General features: G+C 67.1%; 27 protein-coding genes and 1 pseudogene. 15 read left to right on the top strand and 13 right to left on the bottom strand.

All coding sequences use genetic code 11. The features are described from left to right. Positions 1-3: 3 nt before the first annotated feature. Positions 4-1,410: a glutamine synthetase family protein gene (locus GVY41_RS05525; protein WP_161344602.1), complete on the top strand. Its 1,407-nt coding sequence runs from the start codon at positions 4-6 to the stop codon at positions 1,408-1,410. 75 nt (positions 1,411-1,485) lie between these two features. Here the strand turns inward: GVY41_RS05525 and GVY41_RS05520 are convergent, their stop codons facing one another. The 5 genes and pseudogenes from GVY41_RS05520 to GVY41_RS05500 form a co-directional block, all read right to left on the bottom strand. Continuing rightward, positions 1,486-2,028, bottom strand: coding sequence for a biotin transporter BioY (locus tag GVY41_RS05520; RefSeq protein WP_161344604.1), 543 nt, complete (start codon positions 2,026-2,028; stop codon positions 1,486-1,488). Continuing rightward, positions 2,013-2,657, bottom strand: coding sequence for an energy-coupling factor transporter transmembrane component T (locus GVY41_RS05515; protein ID WP_161344606.1), 645 nt, complete (start codon positions 2,655-2,657; stop codon positions 2,013-2,015). The genes GVY41_RS05520 and GVY41_RS05515 overlap by 16 nt, the downstream gene beginning before the upstream one ends. Continuing rightward, positions 2,651-3,268: pseudogene (locus GVY41_RS05510) on the bottom strand (energy-coupling factor ABC transporter ATP-binding protein); the annotation flags it as partial. The gene GVY41_RS05515 and the pseudogene GVY41_RS05510, both read right to left, overlap by 7 nt. A gap of 152 nt (positions 3,269-3,420) precedes the next feature. Then, positions 3,421-3,801 (bottom strand): HIT domain-containing protein, encoded by a 381-nt coding sequence (locus GVY41_RS05505; RefSeq protein ID WP_161344610.1) that lies wholly within the window; start codon positions 3,799-3,801, stop codon positions 3,421-3,423. 22 nt (positions 3,802-3,823) lie between these two features. After that, the gene (locus GVY41_RS05500; RefSeq protein ID WP_161344612.1) at positions 3,824-5,401 is read right to left on the bottom strand and encodes a DUF5928 domain-containing protein; all 1,578 of its coding nucleotides are present in this window, start codon (positions 5,399-5,401) and stop codon (positions 3,824-3,826) included. Positions 5,402-5,550: 149 nt separating this feature from the next. On the opposite strand from GVY41_RS05500, the gene GVY41_RS05495 reads away from it, so the two are divergent. Together GVY41_RS05495 and GVY41_RS05490 are read left to right on the top strand one after the other, a co-directional pair. Then, a complete protein-coding gene (locus GVY41_RS05495; RefSeq protein WP_161344614.1) occupies positions 5,551-6,369 on the top strand; it encodes a sulfotransferase family protein in 819 nt (272 codons plus the stop codon). 18 nt (positions 6,370-6,387) lie between these two features. After that, positions 6,388-7,083: a phosphatase PAP2 family protein gene (locus GVY41_RS05490; protein ID WP_229725958.1), complete on the top strand. Its 696-nt coding sequence runs from the start codon at positions 6,388-6,390 to the stop codon at positions 7,081-7,083. Between the two features lie 87 nt (positions 7,084-7,170). Here GVY41_RS05490 and GVY41_RS05485 read toward each other — a convergent pair whose 3' ends face one another. Both GVY41_RS05485 and nth read right to left on the bottom strand, forming a co-directional pair. Further along, positions 7,171-8,160: an adenosine kinase gene (locus GVY41_RS05485; protein ID WP_161344616.1), complete on the bottom strand. Its 990-nt coding sequence runs from the start codon at positions 8,158-8,160 to the stop codon at positions 7,171-7,173. Next, positions 8,157-8,801 carry an endonuclease III gene (nth, locus tag GVY41_RS05480; protein ID WP_161344618.1) on the bottom strand — a complete coding sequence of 215 codons (645 nt, stop codon included), beginning with the start codon at positions 8,799-8,801 and terminating at the stop codon, positions 8,157-8,159. Before nth ends, GVY41_RS05485 begins: the two co-directional genes overlap by 4 nt. A 412-nt stretch (positions 8,802-9,213) precedes the next feature. Between nth and GVY41_RS05475 the strand changes: the two genes are divergently transcribed. The 3 genes from GVY41_RS05475 (at position 9,214) to GVY41_RS05465 (ending at position 11,692) form a co-directional block, all read left to right on the top strand. Continuing rightward, complete coding sequence (locus tag GVY41_RS05475; RefSeq protein WP_373283271.1) at positions 9,214-10,017, top strand: methylated-DNA--[protein]-cysteine S-methyltransferase; 804 nt, start codon at positions 9,214-9,216, stop codon at positions 10,015-10,017. A 124-nt stretch (positions 10,018-10,141) separates the two neighbouring features. Next, positions 10,142-10,804 carry a YiaD family glycine zipper/OmpA-like lipoprotein gene (locus GVY41_RS05470; RefSeq protein ID WP_161344622.1) on the top strand — a complete coding sequence of 221 codons (663 nt, stop codon included), beginning with the start codon at positions 10,142-10,144 and terminating at the stop codon, positions 10,802-10,804. 117 nt (positions 10,805-10,921) lie between these two features. Continuing rightward, complete coding sequence (locus GVY41_RS05465; protein ID WP_161344624.1) at positions 10,922-11,692, top strand: FadR/GntR family transcriptional regulator; 771 nt, start codon at positions 10,922-10,924, stop codon at positions 11,690-11,692. 271 nt (positions 11,693-11,963) lie between these two features. On the opposite strand, the gene GVY41_RS05460 is transcribed toward GVY41_RS05465, so the two are convergent. The 5 genes from GVY41_RS05460 to GVY41_RS05440 form a co-directional block, all read right to left on the bottom strand. Next, positions 11,964-12,518, bottom strand: coding sequence for a F0F1 ATP synthase subunit B (locus tag GVY41_RS05460; protein ID WP_161344626.1), 555 nt, complete (start codon positions 12,516-12,518; stop codon positions 11,964-11,966). Between the two features lie 5 nt (positions 12,519-12,523). After that, the gene (locus GVY41_RS05455; RefSeq protein WP_161656872.1) at positions 12,524-13,045 is read right to left on the bottom strand and encodes a F0F1 ATP synthase subunit B'; all 522 of its coding nucleotides are present in this window, start codon (positions 13,043-13,045) and stop codon (positions 12,524-12,526) included. A gap of 139 nt (positions 13,046-13,184) precedes the next feature. Continuing rightward, positions 13,185-13,418: a F0F1 ATP synthase subunit C gene (locus GVY41_RS05450; protein WP_066809443.1), complete on the bottom strand. Its 234-nt coding sequence runs from the start codon at positions 13,416-13,418 to the stop codon at positions 13,185-13,187. A 55-nt stretch (positions 13,419-13,473) separates the two neighbouring features. After that, on the bottom strand, positions 13,474-14,181 hold the full coding sequence (locus GVY41_RS05445; RefSeq protein ID WP_161344838.1) for a F0F1 ATP synthase subunit A: 708 nt from the start codon (positions 14,179-14,181) through the stop codon (positions 13,474-13,476). A gap of 44 nt (positions 14,182-14,225) precedes the next feature. Continuing rightward, complete coding sequence (locus tag GVY41_RS05440) at positions 14,226-14,555, bottom strand: AtpZ/AtpI family protein (protein ID WP_161344630.1); 330 nt, start codon at positions 14,553-14,555, stop codon at positions 14,226-14,228. Between the two features lie 230 nt (positions 14,556-14,785). Between GVY41_RS05440 and GVY41_RS05435 the strand changes: the two genes are divergently transcribed. Then, the gene (locus GVY41_RS05435) at positions 14,786-15,163 is read left to right on the top strand and encodes an ArsR/SmtB family transcription factor (protein ID WP_229725959.1); all 378 of its coding nucleotides are present in this window, start codon (positions 14,786-14,788) and stop codon (positions 15,161-15,163) included. Here the strand turns inward: GVY41_RS05435 and GVY41_RS05430 are convergent. Continuing rightward, a complete protein-coding gene (locus tag GVY41_RS05430; RefSeq protein WP_161344632.1) occupies positions 15,160-16,062 on the bottom strand; it encodes a LysR family transcriptional regulator in 903 nt (300 codons plus the stop codon). The genes GVY41_RS05435 and GVY41_RS05430 overlap by 4 nt on opposite strands. A gap of 118 nt (positions 16,063-16,180) precedes the next feature. Between GVY41_RS05430 and GVY41_RS05425 the strand changes: the two genes are divergently transcribed. From GVY41_RS05425 to rplS, 8 genes are all read left to right on the top strand, one after another. Beyond that, positions 16,181-16,771 (top strand): FMN-dependent NADH-azoreductase, encoded by a 591-nt coding sequence (locus GVY41_RS05425; RefSeq protein ID WP_161344634.1) that lies wholly within the window; start codon positions 16,181-16,183, stop codon positions 16,769-16,771. Between the two features lie 440 nt (positions 16,772-17,211). Then, positions 17,212-18,732 (top strand): signal recognition particle protein, encoded by a 1,521-nt coding sequence (gene ffh, locus GVY41_RS05420; RefSeq protein WP_161344636.1) that lies wholly within the window; start codon positions 17,212-17,214, stop codon positions 18,730-18,732. Then, positions 18,729-19,268 carry a GNAT family N-acetyltransferase gene (locus tag GVY41_RS05415; RefSeq protein WP_161344638.1) on the top strand — a complete coding sequence of 180 codons (540 nt, stop codon included), beginning with the start codon at positions 18,729-18,731 and terminating at the stop codon, positions 19,266-19,268. The genes ffh and GVY41_RS05415 overlap by 4 nt, the downstream gene beginning before the upstream one ends. A gap of 55 nt (positions 19,269-19,323) precedes the next feature. Then, on the top strand, positions 19,324-19,620 hold the full coding sequence (locus GVY41_RS05410) for a chorismate mutase (protein ID WP_161344640.1): 297 nt from the start codon (positions 19,324-19,326) through the stop codon (positions 19,618-19,620). Positions 19,621-19,662: 42 nt separating this feature from the next. Beyond that, positions 19,663-20,022 (top strand): 30S ribosomal protein S16, encoded by a 360-nt coding sequence (gene rpsP, locus GVY41_RS05405; protein ID WP_161344642.1) that lies wholly within the window; start codon positions 19,663-19,665, stop codon positions 20,020-20,022. 117 nt (positions 20,023-20,139) lie between these two features. Further along, positions 20,140-20,646, top strand: a complete 507-nt coding sequence (gene rimM, locus GVY41_RS05400; RefSeq protein WP_161344644.1) for a ribosome maturation factor RimM — start codon at positions 20,140-20,142, stop codon at positions 20,644-20,646. Between the two features lies 1 nt (position 20,647). Further along, positions 20,648-21,481, top strand: coding sequence for a tRNA (guanosine(37)-N1)-methyltransferase TrmD (gene trmD, locus GVY41_RS05395; RefSeq protein WP_161344646.1), 834 nt, complete (start codon positions 20,648-20,650; stop codon positions 21,479-21,481). A gap of 48 nt (positions 21,482-21,529) precedes the next feature. After that, the gene (gene rplS / locus GVY41_RS05390) at positions 21,530-21,913 is read left to right on the top strand and encodes a 50S ribosomal protein L19 (RefSeq protein WP_161344648.1); all 384 of its coding nucleotides are present in this window, start codon (positions 21,530-21,532) and stop codon (positions 21,911-21,913) included. The last annotated feature ends 8 nt before the right edge of the window (positions 21,914-21,921 follow it).

Below are 21,921 nucleotides of genomic sequence, written 5' to 3'. Positions count from 1 at the left end.
CCAATGACCCACAGCCCTTCCGGCTCTACCCTCGCCGAGGCCGAAGCCTTCCTGGCCGCGCATCCTGAAATCGAGGCCTTCGACATCGTGCTGACTGACGCCAATGGCATCGGCCGCGGCAAGATCATCCGCCGGCACGAGCTGCCGGGGCTGTATACCGGCGGGCGGCATCTGCCGGTGTCGATCCTCGGGCTCGATATCTGCGGCGAGGATGTGCATGAAACCGGCCTGATCTGGGACCAGGGCGATGGCGACCTGCGCGCCTGGCCGATCCCGGGGACGCTGAAACCGCTGCACGGCACCAGCCCGGCGCGGGGCGAGGTGCTGATGAGCATGTATCACCTCGACGGGGCGATCATGACCTCGGACCCGCGCCACGCGCTGCAGCGGCAGGTGGATGCGATGGCGGCCGAGGGGCTGCACCCCGCGGGGGCGTTCGAGCTGGAATTCTTCCTGCTCGATCCCAAGCTCGATGATCACGGCCGCGCCCAACCCGCCGCGGCGGTGCTGGACGGGCGGCGCAGCCTGAAGACCGAGGTCTATTCCGTCGACCACCTGCACGGGATGGAGCCGCTGTTCTCGGCCATCTACGCCGCCGCTCAGGCGGCGGATATCCGGGCGGAAACGGTGATCTCGGAATACGCGCCGGGGCAGTACGAGCTGACGCTGCATTACCGCACCGACGTGATGCAGGCCGCCGATGACCTGATCCGCCTGAAGCGCATCGTGCGGCTGCAGGCGCGGCGGTTCGGGGTGACCGCCTGTTTCATGGCCAAGCCGATCGAGGATTATGCCGGATCGGGGATGCACTTCCACGTCTCGATGCTGGACGAGGCGGGCCGCAACGTCTTCGCCGAGGCGCAGGAGGGCCAGTGGACGGACACCATCCTGCACGCCCTTGGCGGGCTGCGGCAGACGATGGGCGAAGCGATGCTGGTCTTCGCGCCCCATGCCAACAGCTGGCGGCGCTTTGCCAACCAGAGCTATGCGCCGGTCTCGCCCTCCTGGGGCGTCAACAACCGCTCCGTCGCGCTGCGCATTCCGGCGGGCGACCTGCGCGCGCGGCGGATCGAGCACCGGCCCTCGGGCGTCGATGCCAACCCCTATCTCGTGGCGGCGACGGTGCTGGCGGGCATCCGGCACGGGCTGGCGCACCGCATCGACCCCGGCCCGGAAACCACCGGCAACGGCTATGCGGGCGAGGATGCGGGCGGGCAGAGCGGGGGCGCCCCGGCGATGCCCGGCGACTGGCGCGAGGCGATCCGCGCGGCGCAGGGGTCAGCCTTCCTGAAGGAGGCCCTCGGGGAGGACATGCACCGCACCTTCTGCGCGATCAAGGCGGCGGAATATGCCCGGGTGGCGCGGACCATCGCGGATGTGGATTACGATCTTTACCTGCATACCGTGTAAACGGGGCCGAGGCCGGGGGACTTTGCGTCCCCCGGACCCCCTGCAGGATATTTGGAAAAGGCAAAACCGGGCGGATCAGACGCCCGCGCGCAAAGCCGGGCGGGCGCGCCAGACCTCGCGGGTCAGGAAGCCGGCGATGGTGGCCTTGATCAGGTCGCCCGGAATGAAGGGCAGGTTCAGCAGCATCGCCTCGAAGGGGCCCTTCTGCAGCACCGCCATCATCCCCAGCGTGCCAAGCGCATAAAGCACCACGATCCCGCCCACAAGCGCGCCCGAGATCGCCACGACCAGCGGATGCCCGCCCTGCCAGCGCTCGGTGACAAGGCCCGCCACATAGGCCGCCGGGATCCAGCCCAGGAGGAAGCCCACCGTCGGTCCGGCCAGCACGCCAAGCCCGCCGCGCCCGCCAGCCAGAACCGGAAGCCCGATCAGCGCGACCAGCACCACAAGCGCCGCCGCAGCTGCGCCGCGCTTCGATCCCAGCACCGTGCCAGCCAGCATCACCCCAAGGCTCTGCGCCGAGATCGGCACCCCCGAGACCAGGGAAAAGCTGGGCATGAACCCCAGCACCACGATGATCGCCGCAAACAGCGCGACCAGAGTCAGATTGCGTTCCATTTCGTCCCTTTCTCCGGCCGGTTCGCGCCGGCCGCCACTCCGCCGCGCGCCCTCAGCGCCTCGGCCACATGATCTGCATCGTCGAGCGTGCCCAGCATCAGCGGCACCAGGATCCGGGGCCCCGCCCTGCGCGGCGACCGCGCGCGCCACGCTTCGGCCAGCGCCCCCGCCCGTCCCTGCAGGACCGGAACGAAGCGCAGAAACAGCGCGATGGCAAGGGCCGGCGCGCGCGGGTTCACCCCCAGATGCCGCAGCGGGCCGAACAGCCGCTCGGCGACCGAGGTGATTTCGGTCAGCGGCGTGGTCAGCGTGACGAGGTTCGCAAGCCCCACCAGCACCAGAATCCGCAGCGAGATGACGGTGCCAAGGCGCGGCTCGCCCACCGCCAGATGATAGAGCAGGATGACGCCGACGAACCACAGCAGCGGCCTCAGCATCCGCGCCCCTGCCGCCAGTGCCCGGGGCCCCAGCGTCGCATAAAGCGCCGCCACCACTGCCGCCGCCCCCAGCAGCGGCAGCGGATGCGCCACCGGCAGCAGCGCCAGCACCACCAGCGCCAGCGCCGCCAGTTTGGCACCCGCGGGCAGCCGGTGCGCCCAGCTGGGCCCGGGCAGCGCGAGCCCTAGCATCCGGCGTCCCCGGCAAGCCGCTCCATCTCGGCGCGGTACGCCTCCAGCACCGGCCCGGCAGCGCCGTCGCTCATCACCTGCCCCGCCTCCAGCCAGATCACTCGGTCAAAGCCCGTCAGCGTCTCGGGCTGATGCGTGGCCAGGATCACCTGCTGCTCCAGCCCCGCCAGCCGCCGTTGCAGCCGCAGCGCGGTGGGCAGGTCCAGCCCGGTATAGGGCTCGTCCAGAAGCACCAGCCCCGGCCGCATCGCCAGCACCGCCAGCAGGCACAGGAGTTGCCGCTGCCCCTGCGACAGCGAGGCGGTGGAGCGGCCCATCCAGGCCGTCAGCCCCTGCACCGCCAGCAGCGCCGCGACCGCCGCCCGCGCCTCGCCACGCGGCTGGCCAAGCTGCTCCAGCCCGAAGGCCAGCTCCTCCTCGACGGTGGGAAAGATGATCTGGTGGTCGGGATTCTGGAACAGGATGCCGACCTCGCGGATCGCGGCGCGGCGGTCGCGGGCCACATCGGCGCCCCCAACCCGCACCGTGCCAGAGTCCGGCGCCTGCAGGCCCGCCAGCAGCCGCAGCAGCGTCGACTTGCCCGACCCGTTGCGCCCGACCAACCCGATGCGCCGTTCACCCAGCCGCAGCGACAGCCCGGCGAAGACCGGCCGCCCTTCGCGCACCAGCGCGACATCCTGCAATTCTGCGCCTGTGTCCATCGTCCCAGCCCTTCGCTGCGAGCGCTCTTACCCGCCCCGCCGGCAAAGTCCAAGGCCGGGCGTCAGCCCGCCGGCTGCAGCATCCGCCCCAGATCGCGGCCACCCATGATATGCACATGCAGATGCGGCACTTCCTGCACCCCGTCCATCCCGGCATTCGCCACCGCGCGGAAGCCGTTGCCGCCGTCCAGCGCCACGCCCGCCCTCTTGCAGACCTCGCCGATGGCGCGGGTGAAATCGACGATCTCGGCCTCCGACGCCTCGCGCGCGAAATGGTCGTAGCTGACATAGGGGCCCTTCGGGATCACCAGCACATGTACCGGGGCCTGCGGGCGGATATCCTCGAAGGCGAGGCTGTAAGGCGTCTCCAGCACGGTCTTGTTCGGGATCTCGCCGCGCAGGATGCGGGCGAAGATGTTGGTGGGGTCATAGGCGTAGCTCATGGCGGTCCTCGGTCGGGTAAGGTCAGTCGGTGAACAGGTAATGCGTCGCGGCAATCTCGCGCGCGGTTTCGGGCGGCAGCGACAGGAAGCGCGCCAGCGGCGCGGTATTGTCCTCGACGCTGGCGGACTGGCGCAGCCGGGTCAGGTTGGCGAAATTGGCATCCCGCAGCCGGTCGCTTTCAAAGCGCACGTCATAGCGGATTGTCGGCAGCAGCCGGGCCAGCACTTCGGGCGGCGTGCGCTCGCCCGCAAGCCCCACGCGCCGGGCATGGCCCAAAAGGTAGTCGTCGGTGAACTCGCACTCGATCTCCAGCGTCCGCGTCGTACAGCGGTCCGCGTAGAAATCCTGCAAGAGGTCGATGGCGGCGGGGTCGAGGCAGACCAGCAGCCGGTCGGAATTGTGATAGTCGAACAGCATCCGCAGCAGCGCCCGCCGGTGCCTCGTGCGCTTTTCCAGCGTGGTCTGGATGCCGCCCAGATCGGGCAGCGGCGTCGCCTCCTCGTTGAACATGTACTCGATGGCCGGGATGTCGGTCAGCTGGCGCACCCTGTCCACCAGCCGCTTGGCGACATGCCATTTCTTGCACACCACCAGCAGCAATTCCCGCTCGCGCCCAAGACTCGCCTCGGTCTCCCAGAACCGCGGGGCAAAGCGCCGCCCGATCCGGCCGCGGCCGGTGATGAAGCCATAAAGGCTGCGCCCCTCGTTCGAGATCGGGAAGCGCACCGCCTCGCTGGCCCACAGATCCCCCAGCCGCGCCTTCAGCTCTGCCGCATCGACAGAGATCTTGCGGGCAAAGAGGTAATCCTGGCTCAGCAGCAGGTCGTAATGGTCGTTGTAGAAGGTGACCGGCATCCCGTAGTCGGAGAACATCAGGAAGGTCAGCGTCCGCGTCTCGATCTCGGCATCCGGCACCAGATGGCGCACCAGCGTCTGGAAGAAGGTCTCGTCCGGGATCCAGGTGGTGCGGAAGAAGCGCATCACGTCGCGCCGCCTGGCGCAGAACTCCAGCACCATCTCTACCGTCCGCCGCCGCAGGCACCACCACTGGCTGCCGATCATCACCTGGATGTCGGCGGGCACCTGCCGGGTCAGCCCCAGCCGCTTCTGGATTTCATACGAGGTGTAGAACCACCACTTGCGCCCACGCTCGTTGAAGAAATGCCGATAGATCAGCCGGTCTTCCTTCATCCCGGTCTTGATCCAGTCGGAACTGAGGAAGTCGAAGCTCTCGATGAAGTCCCGGTCATTGGCCTCGAGGAACTCATGCGCGAACTCGGCCGACTTGATCGACATGCAGTCCCCGGACAGCATGTAGAAATGCGTGGCCTTGGGGAAGGCCGCCACCGCCGCCTCGGTCGCGGCCAGCGTCGCGTCCACCAGGCTCCACTCGCCCCAGCCGCATTTGATGCGCCGCTCTGCGAAGGTCACGTTGGGGTTGCCCGCCAGCGCCCGCCGGATCAGCTGATAGTCGGCCTTCTTCGCCCGCGCGTCGAAGTGGATCGACATGTAGTCGCCCGCGGCGGTCAGCCGTTCGGCCTGTTGCACGATGCCCTCAGGGTCTTTATGGCACAGCAGGATGAAGGCAATTCTGGCCATCGGACCGACCCGTTTCAGGTGCCGAAGACCGGAGATCGCGGCCGCGGCGTTTTCAGACGTTGAATTGACAGAGTTTCTTTGCTTTTTAATGCGCAATTGTTCCGCGGGTGCAAGTGAAAGCGCCCAAGGATGGCCAAGGAAGGGTTTTCATGGGGTTTCCCGGTACCTGGATGACCGAGAGCGAGAGCGTCGTCTATCGCGTCGTCCCGAAATGCGCCTGCTCGACCATCGGGCAGATCATGTTCTATTCCGATCACGGGCGCTTCTTCGACGGGGACATCCATGATGCCACCGCCGGGATGCACAAGTGGTCGATGGAGGCCAGCCAGCCGCTGATCGAGCAGAACGTCAAGACCCACAAGTCCTTTGCCTTCACCTGCGTGCGCAACCCCTATGCCCGGATCCTGTCCTCGTTCTTCGACAAGATCGCCGGCATCCAGCGCAACGGCAAACGCTACCGCGGCAACCTCGTGCCGCAGCTGGTGCAGAAATACGGCATTGATGTCGGCAGCCCGGAAAACGGCTTCGAATTCGACCAGATCGCCAGCTTCCGCCGGTTCCTGCTGTTCGCGCGCGACACCATCCGCTGGCGCCGCCCGATGGAGCCGGACATCCACTGGTCGGCGATGTCGGGCCATGTCTCTACATTCATCGTCAATGGCGGGCGCTACAACCGCATCTTCTACACCGAGAAGTTCAACGAGGGCATGCAGCAGGTGCTCGACCAGATCGAGACGCCGGTTAAGGTGGACCTGAAGGCAATCCCGCGCTTCAACGAATCCGAAGGCCATGGGCCGAAGCGCGCCCATGATGTCAGCGCCTACTTTGACGATCTGTCCCGGCACCTTATCTGGGAGATCTACAAGAAGGACTTCCAGCTGTTCAAATATGACTTCGACAACCCCGACAACAAATATGCCATCGCCGAGATCGACCTCGACGAGGTGCATGCCAAGCTCGGCGACTGACGCCGTCGGGGCCGCCTCTTGAGCCGCCCCAGCTTGCGCCAGCACCTGCACGCGCGCAGCCTTGCGCTGCTCGGGGCGCTCTTCGCCGCCATCTGGCTGTTCGTCGAGCTTGCCGAAGAGATGTCCGAGGGCGAGACCCAAGGCTTCGACCAGCGGCTGCTGCTGGCCCTGCGCCACCCCTCGGATCCCGCCAGCCCGCTGGGGCCGCCCTGGCTCGAAACCATCATCCGCGACATCACCGCGCTTGGCGGGCTGACGGTGCTGGGGTTCGTTACACTGGCCGTGGCCGGGCTCTTGTGGTTCCAGTCCCGCCCCCGCTCGGCCGGCATCCTTTTGCTGGCGATCATCGGCGGGCAGGTGTTCTCGCACCTCTCCAAGGCGCTCTTCGACCGCCCGCGCCCCGACCTCGTGCCGCATGGCACCCTCGTCACCAGCGCCAGCTTCCCCAGCGGCCATTCGATGATGGCGGCGGTGGTCTGGCTGACCCTGGCGGCGATGGTCACCCGGGTGCAGCCAGACCGCACGGTCCGGATCTACATTACCGCGCTCGCCATCGCCGTCACGCTGGCGGTCGGCTTCAGCCGGGTCTGGCTGGGCGTGCACTGGCCCACCGACGTGCTGGCCGGCTGGGCCGCCGGCGCCGCCTGGGCGCTGATCTGCCGCGCCCTCGCCGAGGTGCTGGACCCGCTGCCAGCCCTCGATCCACCCCGCTAGGCCAATCCAGCCCGCCCCTTCTTGCTGGTGAAAATATCCCGGGGGAGCGATCCGCAGGATCGTGGGGGCAGCGCCCCCTTCTTCCCTTCAGACCAGCCCCTGCCCCCGGAACAGCCGTCGAATATCGCCCTCCGGCCGCGCCCCGAAATGCCCGATCACCTCGGCCGCCGCGATGCAGCCCATGCGCCCCGCGCGGTAAAGGTCATCGCCGGTCATCATGCCATAGAGGAACCCCGCCGCGAACTGATCCCCGGCCCCGGTGGCATCGACCGGCACCACCCGGTGCACCGGCACCTCAACCCGCTCCTCGCCGCGGATCAGCACCACGTCGCTGCCCGACCGCGTGCAGACCACCAGCGGGCATTCGGCCCGTGCGCGCTCCAGCGCCGCCTCCAGATCCTCGGTCTGGTAGAGCGAGGTCCATTCCTGGGCATTGCCGATCACATAGTCGAGCTCGCCCCGGATCAGCCCCAGAAAGCTGTCCCGGTGCCGGTCCACGCAGAACGGGTCCGACAGCGCGATCCCGGCCTTGCCGCCGCCCGCCCGCGCCGAGCGCGCCGCCTTCAGGAACGCCGCCTTGCCCTTGTCCTTGTCGAAGAGATAGCCTTCGAGGAACAGCATCTCGGCCGCCCCCGTCACCGCCTCGTCCACATCCTCGGGCCCCAACTCGGCCGAGATGCCAAGATAGGTGTTCATCGACCGCTCGCCATCCTCGGTCACGAAGATCATGCTGCGCGAGGTGGGCAGATCCCCTCCCGCGACCGGCGGGTTCACGAACTCGGTGCCCTCCGCCGCCATCGAGCCCGCGTAGAACCGCCCCAGCGCATCATCGCGCACCCGGCCGATGAAGGCGGTGCTCAGACCGAGATTGCCGATGCCCGCCAGCGTGTTGGCGACCGAACCGCCCGGCGCCTCCACCCGCTCGCGCATCGCGGCATAAAGCACCTCGGCGCGCTCGCGCTCGATCAGCTGCATGATGCCCTTCTCGATCCCCATATGGTCCAGGAACCGGTCGTCGGAATGGGACAGGACGTCCACGATGGCGTTGCCGATGCCGACAACCTGATAACGGCTCACAGGGTTTTCTCCTCATACAGACAAAGGTCACGGATCGGGCAGATCCCGCATTTCGGTTTTCGCGCCACGCAGATATAGCGGCCATGCAGGATCAGCCAGTGATGGGCATGTTTCTGGAACGGCGCCGGCACATGGTCCTCGATCGCGCGCTCCACCTGTTCGACATCACGGCCCGGGGCGATCCCGGTGCGGTTGCCGACGCGGAAGACATGGGTATCGACCGCCTGCGCCGGGTGGTGGAACCACATGCTCAGCACCACATTCGCGGTCTTGCGCCCCACCCCCGGCAAGGACTGCAGCGCCGCGCGGCTCGAGGGCACCTCGCCGCCATAGCTGTCCACGAGGATCTGGCTGAGGCGGATCACGTTGCGCGCCTTCTGCCGGTAGAGGCCGATGGTGCGGATATGCTCCGTCAGCCCTTCCTCGCCCAGGGCCAGCATCTTCTGGGGCGTGTCCACAGCCGCGAACAGCGCCCGCGTCGCCTTGTTCACCCCGGCATCGGTCGCCTGCGCCGACAGCGCCACCGCGACCAGCAGGGTGAAGGCGTTGACATGGTCGAGCTCGCCCTTCGGCTCGGGCTCCACCGCCTGAAAGCGGGCGAAGATCTCGTGGATCTCGTGATATGCAAGCTGCCGGACCATCGCGCGATGGTATGCACTGCGCGGCCCAACCGGGCAAGCGGCGCAGGCAGGGCCGGTACCGGAAATCACCCGGATTTTCGGCATTTTCGCGGCCTGACGGCCGTGCTGTACGCCGGGGGGCTGCCGGGCGCGGAAATGCTGGCGGCGCGAGGGGTGCCACCGGCGGGGGGCTTGCCGCCCCCCGCACCCCCCGCGGATATTTGGAAAAGGCAAAGGAGAAGGGAGGCGTGTTTCGCAAGCGCAGGTTCCGGGTCGCGCGGGGGTCACTCCGCGCCTAGACTGGCCGCCACAGTTCCCCGAGGTTTCGATGACCGAGCATCCCTTCGCCCCCGCCTTTACCGCCACACCCGACACCACCGACACCGATGACCCACGCTATCACTACCGCGTCATTGCCCGCGCGCTGCGGCTGATGGAGGCGGAGGGGCCGGCGCTGTCACTTGACGCGCTGGCCGCGCGGATGGGGATGAGCGCGGCGCATTTCCAGCGGGTGTTCTCGGCCTGGGTCGGCGTCTCGCCCAAGCGCTACCAGCAATACCTGTCCCTCGGCCTCGCCCGGCAGCTGCTGTCGGACCGCGAGACTCTGCTGGTCACCGCAGCCAGCACCGGCCTGTCGGGCACCGGGCGCCTGCATGACCTGTTCTTGCGGTGGGAGGCGATGACACCGGGCGACTTCGCCCGCGGCGGGGGCGGGCTGCAGATCCGCTGGGGCCGGTTCGACACGCCCTTTGGCGAGGCTCTGGCGATGGGCACGGATCGCGGCCTTTGCGGGCTGGCCTTCACCGAAGAGACCGGCTTCGAGGCCGCCTTTGCCGATCTGGCCGGCCGATGGCCCTCGGCCCGCTTCACCGAAGACGCGGCAGCGCTGGCGCCTTGGGTCACCTCGGCCTTTAGCGGCGGCGGAAAGGCGCCGCTGCAGGTGATCGGCGCCCCGTTCCAGATCAAGGTCTGGGAGGCGCTGCTGCGCATCCCGTCCGGGCAGGTCACCACCTATTCCGCCATCGCCGCCGCCATCGGCGCGCCCAAGGCCGCCCGCGCCGTCGGCACCGCCATCGGCCGCAATCCGGTCAGCTTCCTGATCCCCTGCCACCGCGCGCTGGCCCGGTCCGGCGCGCTTGGCGGCTATCACTGGGGCCTGCCGGTCAAGCGGGCGATGCTGGCCTGGGAGGCGGCGCGGTGGGAGGCCGGGCCTGCGCCCGCCCCGCAAGGCTTTTGAACCTCTCCCGCTTGTGATGGGCGGAAACCTGCTGGCAGGCGCGCGGGCCTATTCGCGGCACCCCAAGCTTTGCTATACAGGGCGCAACGTCCACTGGACGGATATAACAAACAGGCGGCCCATCATGAACGCGAAGACCCCCTTTCTCCTTGCCATCTCGGCAAGCCTCGGCCTGACGGCCTGCGTGCAGTCCGACCCTTATGGCGGTGGCCAGCAGCAGCCCAACAACGCCCGCAACGCGGCCATCGCCGGCGCGGTTGTCGGCGGTGTCCTGGGCGCCACGGCCGACGGTGACGAGCGGCTGACCAAAGCCGCTGCCGGCGCCCTTGCCGGTGCAGCCATCGGCGGCGTTGCCGGCAGCCTGCTGGACCGTCAGGCCCGCGAACTGCAATCCGAGATCGGCGGCAACGGCACGACCGTGACCAACACCGGCCAGAACCTCGTAGTGAACATGCCGCAGGACGTGCTGTTTGCGACCGACAGCGCCACCGTGTCGAGCGCCGTGACCAATGACCTCTATGCCCTGTCGTCGAGCCTCAACCGCTACCCGAACACCCGGGTCGAGGTGATCGGCCATACCGACAACACCGGCTCGGCCGCCTACAACCAGGACCTGTCGCAGCGCCGGGCCTCTGCCGTGGCGCAGGTCATCCGCAATGGCGGCGTGGCCCCGCAGCGCGTGGTCTTCTACGGCCGCGGCTATGACCAGCCGATCGCGTCGAACGCGACCCCGGAAGGCCGCGCCCAGAACCGCCGCGTGCAGATCATCATCACGCCGACGAACTGATCTTTCGGTCAGACGATCCAGAGGCCGGGCCCTGTGCCCGGCCTTTTTCGTTGCCGGCGCCCGGGCGCGCGCCTAGAAGTGGTCATGCAAACTGACCAATCCGGCGGAGCCGCGCCCATGCCCTTCCAGAAGGTCGAGCCCGAGAAGCTGTCGCACAGCGTTGTCCGCCAGATCGAGCGGCTGATCCTGCAAGGCATCCTGCGCCCCGGCGAGCGGCTGCCGGCCGAGCGTGACCTTGCCGACAAGCTCGGTGTCTCCCGCCCCTCGCTGCGCGAGGCGCTGGCAGATCTGCAGGTGGCGGGGCTGCTGGTCGCCCGCCCGGGTGCGGGGGTTTTCGTGGCCGATGTGCTGGGGTCCGCCTTCTCCCCCGCCCTGACACGGCTGTTCGCCAGCCATGACGATGCGGTGTTCGACTATCTCGACTTCCGCCGCGATCTGGAAGCACTGGCCGCCGAGCGCGCCGCGCGGCTGGGGTCGGGCACCGACCTCAAGGTGATCGACGCCCTCTTCCGCCGCATGGAAGCCGCCCATGGCAAGCGCAACCCGGCGGATGAGGCGGCGCTGGATGCCGAGTTCCACATGGCGATCATCGAGGCGAGCCATAACGTGGTGATGCTGCACATGATGCGGTCGATGTTCGAACTGCTGCGCGAGGGGGTGTTCTACAACCGGCAGGTGATGTTCCGCCAACGCACCACGCGGGAATCCTTGCTGGACCAGCACCGCGCCATCCACGCCGCCCTGCTGGCGCGCGATCCGGCGGCGGCGCGGGCGGCGGTAGAGGCGCATATGGACTTCGTCCGCGCCGCCCTCGCCGACCAGATCAAGGCCGACCGGAACGAGGCCGTCGCCCGCCTGCGCTTCGATCATGAGCAGGAGCGGGGCTAAGGGAGACTTGCAGCTTGCAGTTGGAGGGCAGCGCCCGTCCGCCGGGTGGGCGCTCCAACCCCAGTTCTAGGCGCTTTATGCGTCAACACCCCTCCACCGAATTTCTAGGGACTGACGTTGCAAAAGCGCCCGCCCGAGGGGGCGGACGGGCGCTGCCCGGCGGCGCTGAAGCGCCTTGTTCCGGGCAAAAGACATTTCCACAACCGGAAGCCTCACAAAACGAAAAACCCGGCCAAAGGCCGGGCTTCCCAATCTCATATCGTCCAGCCGCTCAGTGCAGCCGGGTTTCCACATCGCCAATCGCCGCATCGATCAGCGCCGATTTCTCGGCCTCCTGCATCGACTTGGCGATCACCTCGCCGGCCGCGGCAACCGCTACCAGCACGGCGCGGTCGCGCACCTCTTTCACCGCCGACTTTTCAGCCGAGGCGATCTGCTCTTCCGCCGCCTTCAGCCGGCGCTGGATTGAGACCTTCAGATCGTCCTTGGCCTTTTCGGCCGCCGCCATCGCTTCCTTGCGGGCAGAGGCGACGATCATCTCGGATTGCTCGATCATCTCCTTCTGCTTGCGCTCGTAGGAAGCCAGGATCGTCTGCGCCTCTTCACGCAGCGCCCGGGCTTCCTCCAGCTCGGACTTGATGGTCGCGGCCCGCTTGTCCAAGAGCCCGGCAATCGCCGAGGGGACCTTGAAGTACAGCAGGATCCCGATGAACACCAGGAAGGCCAGCAGCACGATGAAGTCGGTGTTGCGCAGCGAGATGAACGGGCCGGTGGCCGCAGCGGCGGGCGTTGCCGCCAGCGCCAGAAGCAGGGATAGTTTGTGCATCATGCTCACCCCTTGATCCGCTCTGCCACGGCCGCATCGATCGCGCCCGCATCTGCCCGGCCGCCGAAGGTCGCCACGATTTCCGCCGCCGTATCGCGGGCAACGGTATTCACCGCCTCCAGCGCGCCGGCCCGGATCTCGCCGATCCGGCCTTCGGACTCGGCGGTCTTCGCCGCGATCTCGGCATCGGCATGTGCCGTCGCCACGTCGAGGTCCGCCTGGATCTCGGCCTTGGCGGCGGCAACGATCTTGCCGGCCTCGGTCTTGGCATCGGCCAGGGCGCGCGTATAGGTCGCCTCGGCCGCTTTCGCCTTCAGCTTCAGCTCTTCGGCGGTGGCAAGGTCATTGCTGATCGTGCCCGCCCGTTCCGCCAGCACGCCGCCGATCCGCGGCAGCGCGATGCGCGACAGGACGAGGTAGATCACGACCAGCGTCACCAGCAGCCAGAAGATCTGGTTCGGGAAAGTCTCGAACACCAGCTGCGGCATGCCGACCGCGCTGCCAGAGGCATCGGTGCCCGGCAGCATCGGGTGGACAGCGTCCGTCGCCTGCGCTGCCGCTTCTTCCGTTGTTGTTGCCATGTCGTTCCCCCGGTCCGTCAGGACCTGTCAAACCGGCGGGCAGGCCCCAAAAGGGCCCGCCCGGCTCTCAGATCTTTGGAAGGGATCAGACTGCGAACAGCAGCAGCAGCGCGACCAGGAACGAGAAGATGCCCAGCGCTTCGGCAAAGGCCATGCCGATGAACAGCGTGGCGGTCTGCGACGCGGCAGCCGAGGGGTTGCGCAGCGCGCCGGCCAGGTAGTTGCCAGCGACGTTGCCCACACCCATTGCAGCCCCGGCCATGCCGATGCAGGCGAGACCAGCGCCGAGGTATTGGCCGAGTTGTGCGATGCCTTCCATAGAGGTGCTCCTTCAGGATTGGAAAGGTTGTAATTGGATAACTGCGGTCCGCGCCTTAGTGACCCGGATGCAGCGCGTCCTTGAGATAGACGCAGGTGAGGATGGTGAACACATAGGCCTGGATCAGCGCGACGAGCACTTCGAGCCCGTACATCGCGGTGATAGCCAGGATCGAAACCGGGGCGATGGCCGCGATGGCCGCGAAACCCGCGAACACCTTGATCACCGCGTGCCCTGCCATGACGTTGCCGGCAAGACGAATGGAATGGCTGACCGGGCGCACGAAGTAGGAAATCACCTCGATCACCGCCAGCACCGGGCGCAGCGGCAGCGGCGCCGACGACACCCAGAACAGGCCCAGGAAGTGCGCGCCGTTCTTCACGAAGCCGAGGATCGTGACCCCCAGGAACACCAGCATTGCCAGAACCGCCGTCACCGCGATGTGGGAGGTGGTCGAGAACGAGGTGGGGATCAGGCCGATGAAGTTGGCGAACACGATGAAGCAGAACAGGGTCATCACATAGGGGAAGTACTTCAGCCCCTCCTTGCCGGTGATGTCTTCCAGCATCTTGTGGACCATGCCGAAGGTCAGTTCCGCGATGGACTGCATCCGGCTGGGAACGATGGCCCGGCCGCGCGAGCCGACGACCAGCACCAGCACGATGGCCAAGACCGTCAGGCCCATCCACAGCGTCACGTTGGTCGGCGTGTACCAGTTGATCTCGGTGCCGCCGAACAGCGGGCGCACCAGAAACTGGTCCATCGGGTGGAATGCAAGACCGCCTGCTGCTTCTTCCGTCGCCACGTCTACTTCCCCTCATCCCGGGCGGAGTCTTCCGCCTGTCGTTTCGTCTGCATCTCGGTCGCGGTGCGAAGCATCGTCTTCACCCCGGCCGCGAAGCCCAGGAATATGAACAGCACCAGCATGAAAGGCATGGTCCCGAACAGGGTATCCAGCCCGTAGCCGATAGCAAAGCCGATCCCCAAACCCGAAACCAGCTCGATCACCATGCGCCAGGCCTGGTTGGCCTGACTGAAATGCTCGTCCGCGCGGGGCTTGGGCGCGTGGGCGGCCTTGACCTTCTCGATCCGCTTTTCCAGCTCGGAAAGCCGGGTCTGATCGGGTTCGTCGGCCACGTTGCGCTCCTTGGAGCCCCCCTTGGACTGTTGCCGCCTTCCTAGGGGGCCGGGGCATGTGAGTCAAGCGCGTTAGGGGGCCGCCAACCATTCGTCAAAGCACTGAAATCGCGATATATTTCGCGCAGAAGCCCGGCTGTGCGCGGCCCAGGCCCCTCGCCGTCGCCGCTTTGCGGCAAAATCGCATATTCAACCGTCCGGTTGACCGTTTGCCGGCAGGGGCGCTAGGAATGCCCATGCACGCCCCGCCAAGCCCTGCCCTCTCCCCCGCCCTCGACGCCGTGTTCTCGGCCCTCGCCGATCCGACGCGGCGCGCGATCCTGTCGATGCTGCTGGAAGACGACATGGCGGTGACCGATGTGGCCGAGCCGTTCCAGATGTCGCTCGCCGCCATCTCCAAGCACCTGCAGATCCTCGCCGAGGCCGGCCTCATCAGCCAGGAAAAGCGCGGAAGGGTGAAATGGTGCAAGCTGGAGCCTGACGCGATGCGCGAGGCCAGCATCTGGATGCAGGGCTTCGGCCAGTTCGAGCGGCTGGACCTCGACGCCTTCGAGCGGTTCCTGGAGGCGGAGCTTCAGGAGATCGAGCTAGAGCCCCCCGCCTGCTAGTGATTGCCCGAGCACATCGCCGGCCACTCCTTCGACGCCGCCTTGATCGCGGTCAGGAAGGCCTGGACCTTGGTCGTGCGGTGCAGGTCCACATGCGTGACCAGCCACAGCGGTGCCGCCCAAGCCTCGCGCGGCGCCAGCACCTCGACGAAATCGGGATTGCCCCGCGCCGTTGCCACCGGCAGGAAGCCCAGCCCCAGCCCGGCCCGTACCGCATCCCGTGTAGCCTCGCCATCATTGCAGCGATAGACCACCTGCGAGCGCGGCACGACGCCCGACAGCCACTGGTAGAACGGCGCGCGCGAGGCCGGGTTCTCATTGCCGATGAACCGGTGCGCGACGAGGTCGGTATCCTTCACCGGCGTGCCATGTTTCGCCAGGTAGGACGGCGCCCCGAACAGCGCCACCTGATGCTCGTGCAGCCGCTGCACCACATTGTCCGGCTCCGTCGGCGCCGATCCCGCCCGGATCGCCACATGCGCCTCGCCATATTCCAGCCGGAAGATCCGCAGGTCGGTGACATAGCGCACGATCAGCTCGGGATGCTCGGCCATCAGCCCCGCGACGATCGGGGTGATCAGCGCCGACAGGCCGGGCACCGATGTCACCACCAGCTCGCCGCCCATTTCCGACCCGGCCCCGTTGATCCGCGCCGCCAGCTGGCCGAACTGGTCCTCGGTCGCCTGCGCCACCTTCAGCAGCTCCTGCCCCGCCTCGGTCGGCGTATAGCCGCGGGCATGGCGCTGGAACAGCTTGGCCCCGAGCCGCCCCTCCAGCGCATCGATATGCCGGATCACCGTCGCATGGTGGACCCCCAGCACCTCGGCCGCGCCGCTGACCGTGCCGATCCGTGCCACCTGATAGGCCGTGCGGATCTCGTCCCAGTTCTGAAAAGACATTTTCTGTGCGCCCGTCAACATATGCAGTGCGAGTATCGGCGTTGCGTTCGAAATTGCAACGCGCAAGTTAGGGACATGCCCGGCCTGCCCGCCGCTCTCCCATTCAAGGACTTCCCCGATGACCAATATCCTCCGCCTCGACGCCTCGATCAAACCCGCCGGCTCGATCTCGCGCCGCCTTACCGACCGCATCCTTGCCCGCCTGACCGAGGCGCAGCCCGCCGCGACCGTCACCAGCCGTGACCTCGCCTCCGGCCTGCCGGCCATCGACGCCGCCTGGATCGGCGCCGTCTTCACCCCGGTCGAGGCGCGCAGCCCCGAGCAGGCCGCCATCGCCGCCGTCTCCGACACCCTGATCGCCGAGATCAAGGCCGCCGACATCGTGGTGATCGGCCTGCCGATCTACAACTTCGGCACCCCCGCCTCGCTGAAGACCTGGTTCGACCACATCGCCCGCAAAGGCGAGACCTTCACCTATACCGAAGCCGGCCCCCAAGGCCTGCTGACCGGCAAGCGCGCGATCGTCGCCCTGTCCTCGGACGGCACCCGCCTTGGCTCCGAGGTGGATTTCGCCTCGGGCTATGTGCGCCACATGTTGGGCTTCCTCGGCATCACCGATGTCGATTTCGTTGCCGCCGACGCGATGGTCTTCGGCCCCGAAGAGGCGCTGGCCAAGGCCGAGGGCGAGGTTGACGCACTGGCCGCCTGATAAGGCGATACTCTTCCTTGCCCGGAACAAGGCGCCTTGGCGCCGCCGGGCAGCGCCCGTCCGCCCCCCGGGCGGGCGCTCCCACGGTTCCGCCTAGAAGTTCGGTGGAAGTAAGCCACACCATAAAGCGCCCAGAACTGCTGTTGCTCGCCCACCCGGCGGACGGGCACTGCCCTCTGACGGTGCCAGCGAGGCCAAGGTCTCAATCCCACCCCCGCTTGACTCCCCCGCCCATTTCTTCTACGGCCTGCCCCAATTCCCCGGAAGTGACTTGCTTCCGGTCCCAACCCGTCATGGGGGGATCGCCATCCGTCAGCGCGTTGCGCCCACGGGTGTCCTTCCGCATTGACCCGTTCGGACCTGCCACCCTTGGGGATCGTAGCGCCGGGCCTTACATGGTCCCGGCAAGGTGCAATCGGGGCCATGGAGGGCCAGACGCGATGTTCGAGACTCTATCCGAACGGCTCTCCGGGGTCTTCGACAAGCTCACCCGCCAGGGCGCGCTCACCGCCGAGGATGTCGAAACCGCCCTGCGCGAAGTGCGCGTCGCCCTGCTCGAGGCCGACGTTTCCCTCCCCGTCGCCCGCGCCTTCGTGAAATCGGTCAGCGCCAAGGCCACCGGCTCTGCCGTCACCAAATCCGTGACCCCCGGCCAGCAGGTCGTGAAGATCGTCCATGACGAGCTGATCCGCACCCTGCGCGGCGAGGGCGACCCCGGCGCGCTGAAGATCGACAACCCGCCTGCGGCGATGCTGATGGTCGGCCTGCAAGGCTCGGGCAAGACCACCACCACCGCCAAGCTGGCCAAGCGCCTGACCGAACGGCAGGGCAAGCGCGTGCTGATGGCCTCGCTGGATACCAACCGCCCGGCGGCGATGGAACAGCTGGCCATCCTCGGCACCCAGATCGGCGTCGATACCCTGCCGATCATCAAGGGCGAGAATGCCGTCCAGATCGCCAAGCGCGCCAAGCAACAGGCGACGTTTGGCGGCTACGATGTCTACATGCTCGACACCGCCGGCCGGCTGCATATCGACGAAGCCCTGATGGCCGAGGTGCAGGCGGTCCGCGACGTGGCGCAACCGCGCGAGACGCTGCTGGTCGTCGACGGCCTGACCGGCCAGGACGCGGTCAACGTCGCCACCGAATTCGACGGCAAGGTCGGCATCACCGGCGTCGTCCTCACCCGGATGGACGGCGACGGCCGCGGCGGCGCCGCGCTGTCGATGCGCGCCATCACCGGCAAGCCGATCCGCTTCGTCGGCCTCGGCGAAAAGATGGACGCGCTAGAAACCTTCGAGGCTGAACGCGTCGCCGGCCGCATCCTTGGCATGGGCGATATCGTCGCCCTGGTGGAAAAGGCGCAGGAAACCTTCGAGGCCGAACAGGCCGAGCGGATGATGAAGCGCTTCCAGAAGGGTCTGTTCAACATGAACGACCTGAAGGGCCAGCTTGACCAGATGCTGAAGATGGGCGGGATGCAGGGCGTGATGGGCATGATGCCCGGCATGGGCAAGATGGCCAAGCAGGCCGAGGCCGCGGGCTTTGACGACAAGGCCCTGCGCCGCCAGATCGCGCTGATCAACTCGATGACCAAGAAGGAACGGGCCAATCCCGACCTGCTGCAGGCCAGCCGCAAGAAGCGCATCGCCGCCGGCGCGGGGCTTGAGGTCGCCGAGGTGAACCGCCTTCTGAAGATGCACCGCCAGATGGCCGACACCATGAAGAAGATCGGCAAGATGGGCAAAGGCGGGATGCTCAAGCAGGCCATGCAGATGTTCGGCGGCAAGATGCCCGGCGGTATGGGCGGCATGGATCCCTCGAAGATGGACCCCGCCCAGATGGAAGAAGCGGCCAAGGCCCTGCAAGGCCAGATCGGCACCAAGATGCCGGGCGGCCTGCCCGGCCTTGGCGGCCTGAACCTGCCCGGCGGGCTTTCGGGACTCGGCAAGAAGAAATGACCGTCACCCTCTCCTCCACCCCGGTGATCGAAACCGAACGCCTGATTCTGCGCGCCCCGCAGGCGGTCGACTGGGAGCCTTGGGCAGCGTTCGCCGTGGATGAGCGCTCGCGCTTCGTCGGCGGCCCGCTGGACCGGGAAAAGGCTTGGCGCGCCTTTGGTCATGTCATCGGCATGTGGGTTCTGCGCGGCTTCGGCACCTTCGTCTTCGCGCCCAAGGCCGGCGGAAGCGCGCTTGGCATGTGCGGCCCTTGGTATCCCGAAGGCTGGCCGGAACGCGAAATCGGCTGGACCCTCTGGTCGCCCGAGGCAGAGGGCAAGGGCTATGCCTTCGAAGCTGCCCGCGCCAGCATCGACCATGCCTTCGGCCCGCTCGGCTGGGACACCGCCGTCAGCTATATCGACCCGGCCAATTCGCGCTCCATCGCGCTGGCGCAGCGCCTCGGTGCGCAGCGCGATGACTCTGCGGCGCATCCCGGAACCGACCCCTGCCTCGTGTTCCGCCACCCTGCCCCGACCACGAGGTATGTCCTGTGACATACATACGAAAACCATACGGGTTCCATATGCTTTCCAGATGCCGGAGGAGCGCATGACCGACGCCGCCACCCGCGCCGCAGCCCTGCTGCATGAACACCGCGAGTCCATCGACCGGCTCGACGCCATCTTGCTCTACACGCTTGCCGAACGCTTCAAGCACACCCAGTCCGTCGGCCGCCTGAAGGCCGAACACAACCTGCCGCCCTCGGATCCGACCCGGGAAGCGGCCCAGATCGCCCGTCTGGAACGGCTCTCGCAAGAGGCCGATCTCGACCCCGAATTCGCCCGCAAATTCCTGACCTTCATCATTTCCGAAGTCATCAGGCATCACGAGAAACTGCAGAAATAACGGGCACTTGCCCGAACTTACAAAGACCAAGGAGAAACTGACATGTCCATGAAAATCCGCCTCGCCCGTGGTGGCTCCAACAAGCGCCCGCACTATTCCATCGTCGCCTCCGACAGCCGGATGCCGCGCGACGGCCGCTTCCTCGAAAAGCTCGGCACCTACAACCCGCTGCTGGCCAAGGACAGCGAAGAGCGCGTGAAGATGGATCTCGACCGGGTGAAATACTGGCTCTCGCACGGCGCCCAGCCGACCGACCGGGTTGCCCGCATGCTGGAAACCGCTGGCGTGCTGGAAAAAGCCGTCCGCAACAACCCCAAGCAAGCCGAACCCGGCGCCAAGGCCAAGAAGCGCGCCGAAGAGCGTGCGAAGAAAGCCGCCTCGGCCGCCGAAGCCACCGAGTAAGCCTTTGGGCTGCCACGGTAATTCCGGCGCTTGCAACGGCGCCGGATTGCCGCAGAATATGCGGCGGGTGGCGTGAGGCCGCCCGCCTTTTTGCCTTGGGTCCGGGGGGAAGCGATCATGGCCGCAAACGACAAGGTCTGCGTGGGCGCCATCGCCGGCGCCTTCGGCGTGCAGGGCGAGGTGCGGCTGAAGAGCTTCTGCGCCGACCCCGCCGCGATTGCCGACTATGCCCCGCTCACCTCTGAAGACGGCAAGCGCAGCTTCACGGTCAAGATCACCCGCGCCGTTGCGGGCGGCCTCGCGGCGCGGATGACCGGCATCACCACCAAGGAACAGGCGGATGCGCTCAAGGGCGCAACCCTTTGGGCTGAAAGGACAAAGCTGCCATCGCTGCCGGATGACGAGTTCTACCATGCCGACCTGATCGGCCTGACGGTGCTCGATACCGGCGGCGCCCCCGTCGGCACCGTCCATGCGGTCCACAACCACGGCGCGGGGGATATCCTCGAAATCCTCGCCCCCGGCCAGCGCAACGCGCTGCTGCTGCCCTTCACGCTTGCCGCCGTGCCGACCGTGGACCTGACCGCGGGCCGGATCATCGTCGATCTGCCGGAAGAGGCCTGACATGGCCGACGCCCCGTCGAAGTCGCATGGCCGCCTCGCGATTTCCGCGTCGATCAAGCCGCGCGAGCTGATGGACCACAACCCCCGCCTGAAGGGCGCCTGGGCCGCGAAGATCGTCACGCTGTTCCCCGACGCCTTTCCCGGCACCCTCGGGCTCAGCCTGACCGGCAAGGCGCTGGACATGGGCCTCTGGGCGCTGGAGACCATCGACCTGCGCCCCTTCGGCGAGGGCAAGCACCGCAATGTCGATGACAACCCCGCAGGCGGCGGCGCCGGCATGGTGCTGCGCGCCGACGTGGTCGCCAAGGCGCTGGATCAGGCCGCCCTCGGCACCCCGCCCGACCGCGCCCGCTGGCCGGTGATCTACCTGTCACCCCGCGGCAAGCCCTTCGATCAGGCGACCGCGCGGCGGCTCAGCCAGTCGGACGGGATCACCCTGCTGTGCGGCCGCTTTGAAGGGGTGGACGAACGGGTGCTGGAGGCTTATGGCATTGAAGAGATCAGCCTTGGCGATTTCGTCCTTACGGGCGGCGAGATTGCAGCACAGGCCTTGATCGACGCGACAGTTCGACTTATACCCCGCGTGCTTGGGAATCAGGCGTCCACCGAGGAAGAATCCTTCTCGGACGGGCTTCTGGAACATCCCCAGTATACAAGACCCACCGTCTGGGAAGGCCGCGCGATACCGGAAATTCTTCAATCCGGGCATCACGCAAGAATTGCCGACTGGCGACGGGCCGAGGCCGCAAGGCTGACAAAAGAACGCCGTCCTGATCTCTGGCGGGCGTGGTGTGCGATGCACAGCGCGGACCCGGATGAAGACCGAGAGCTCTGAGGACGCATCACCTTCGCGGAAAACCGCGAGCAGAGCAAAGGACTTGCGATGAACCTTATCGCGCAAATCGAAGCCGAGCAGATCGCTGCGCTTGGCAAGACCATCCCGGACTTCAAGGCCGGCGACACCGTTCGCGTCGGCTACAAAGTGACCGAGGGCACCCGCTCGCGCGTGCAGAACTACGAAGGCGTCGTGATCGCCCGCAAGGGCGGCAGCACCATCGCCGCGTCGTTCACCGTGCGGAAAATCTCGTTCGGTGAAGGCGTGGAACGGGTGTTCCCGCTCTACTCGACCAACATCGACGCCATCGAGGTCGTGCGCCGTGGCCGCGTCCGCCGCGCCAAGCTGTATTACCTTCGTGATCGCCGTGGCAAAAAGGCCCGGATCGCGGAAGTCACCAATTACAAAGCCAAAGACGGCGCAGGCGCGTAAGGAGCGGG

It is taken from the genome of Frigidibacter albus (assembly GCF_009908165.1).
Classification (GTDB): Bacteria; Pseudomonadota; Alphaproteobacteria; order Rhodobacterales; family Rhodobacteraceae; genus Frigidibacter; species Frigidibacter albus.
The sequence above is the reverse complement of the archived record's forward strand: the minus strand, read 5'-3'. Positions and strand labels throughout refer to the sequence as shown.

Excerpts from the sequence above, each read along its gene's own strand:
- GVY41_RS05470 (WP_161344622.1), top strand. The coding sequence starts at position 10,142 with ATGAACGCGAAGACCCCCTTTCTCCTTGCCATCTCGGCAAGCCTCGGC.
- GVY41_RS05445 (WP_161344838.1), bottom strand. The coding sequence starts at position 14,181 with ATGGACCAGTTTCTGGTGCGCCCGCTGTTCGGCGGCACCGAGATCAAC.
- GVY41_RS05430 (WP_161344632.1), bottom strand. The coding sequence starts at position 16,062 with ATGTCTTTTCAGAACTGGGACGAGATCCGCACGGCCTATCAGGTGGCA.
- GVY41_RS05465 (WP_161344624.1), top strand. The coding sequence starts at position 10,922 with ATGCCCTTCCAGAAGGTCGAGCCCGAGAAGCTGTCGCACAGCGTTGTC.
- GVY41_RS05460 (WP_161344626.1), bottom strand. The coding sequence starts at position 12,518 with ATGCACAAACTATCCCTGCTTCTGGCGCTGGCGGCAACGCCCGCCGCT.
- GVY41_RS05410 (WP_161344640.1), top strand. The coding sequence starts at position 19,324 with ATGACCGACGCCGCCACCCGCGCCGCAGCCCTGCTGCATGAACACCGC.
- rimM (WP_161344644.1), top strand. The coding sequence starts at position 20,140 with ATGGCCGCAAACGACAAGGTCTGCGTGGGCGCCATCGCCGGCGCCTTC.
- GVY41_RS05515 (WP_161344606.1), bottom strand. The coding sequence starts at position 2,657 with ATGCTAGGGCTCGCGCTGCCCGGGCCCAGCTGGGCGCACCGGCTGCCC.
- rplS (WP_161344648.1), top strand. The coding sequence starts at position 21,530 with ATGAACCTTATCGCGCAAATCGAAGCCGAGCAGATCGCTGCGCTTGGC.
- GVY41_RS05500 (WP_161344612.1), bottom strand. The coding sequence starts at position 5,401 with ATGGCCAGAATTGCCTTCATCCTGCTGTGCCATAAAGACCCTGAGGGC.
- rpsP (WP_161344642.1), top strand. The coding sequence starts at position 19,663 with ATGTCCATGAAAATCCGCCTCGCCCGTGGTGGCTCCAACAAGCGCCCG.
- GVY41_RS05450 (WP_066809443.1), bottom strand. The coding sequence starts at position 13,418 with ATGGAAGGCATCGCACAACTCGGCCAATACCTCGGCGCTGGTCTCGCC.
- nth (WP_161344618.1), bottom strand. The coding sequence starts at position 8,801 with ATGGTCCGGCAGCTTGCATATCACGAGATCCACGAGATCTTCGCCCGC.
- GVY41_RS05455 (WP_161656872.1), bottom strand. The coding sequence starts at position 13,045 with ATGCTGCCGGGCACCGATGCCTCTGGCAGCGCGGTCGGCATGCCGCAG.
- GVY41_RS05475 (WP_373283271.1), top strand. The coding sequence starts at position 9,214 with ATGGAGGCGGAGGGGCCGGCGCTGTCACTTGACGCGCTGGCCGCGCGG.
- GVY41_RS05435 (WP_229725959.1), top strand. The coding sequence starts at position 14,786 with ATGCCCATGCACGCCCCGCCAAGCCCTGCCCTCTCCCCCGCCCTCGAC.
- GVY41_RS05415 (WP_161344638.1), top strand. The coding sequence starts at position 18,729 with ATGACCGTCACCCTCTCCTCCACCCCGGTGATCGAAACCGAACGCCTG.
- GVY41_RS05525 (WP_161344602.1), top strand. The coding sequence starts at position 4 with ATGACCCACAGCCCTTCCGGCTCTACCCTCGCCGAGGCCGAAGCCTTC.
- GVY41_RS05505 (WP_161344610.1), bottom strand. The coding sequence starts at position 3,801 with ATGAGCTACGCCTATGACCCCACCAACATCTTCGCCCGCATCCTGCGC.
- trmD (WP_161344646.1), top strand. The coding sequence starts at position 20,648 with ATGGCCGACGCCCCGTCGAAGTCGCATGGCCGCCTCGCGATTTCCGCG.
- GVY41_RS05425 (WP_161344634.1), top strand. The coding sequence starts at position 16,181 with ATGACCAATATCCTCCGCCTCGACGCCTCGATCAAACCCGCCGGCTCG.
- GVY41_RS05495 (WP_161344614.1), top strand. The coding sequence starts at position 5,551 with ATGGGGTTTCCCGGTACCTGGATGACCGAGAGCGAGAGCGTCGTCTAT.
- GVY41_RS05520 (WP_161344604.1), bottom strand. The coding sequence starts at position 2,028 with ATGGAACGCAATCTGACTCTGGTCGCGCTGTTTGCGGCGATCATCGTG.
- ffh (WP_161344636.1), top strand. The coding sequence starts at position 17,212 with ATGTTCGAGACTCTATCCGAACGGCTCTCCGGGGTCTTCGACAAGCTC.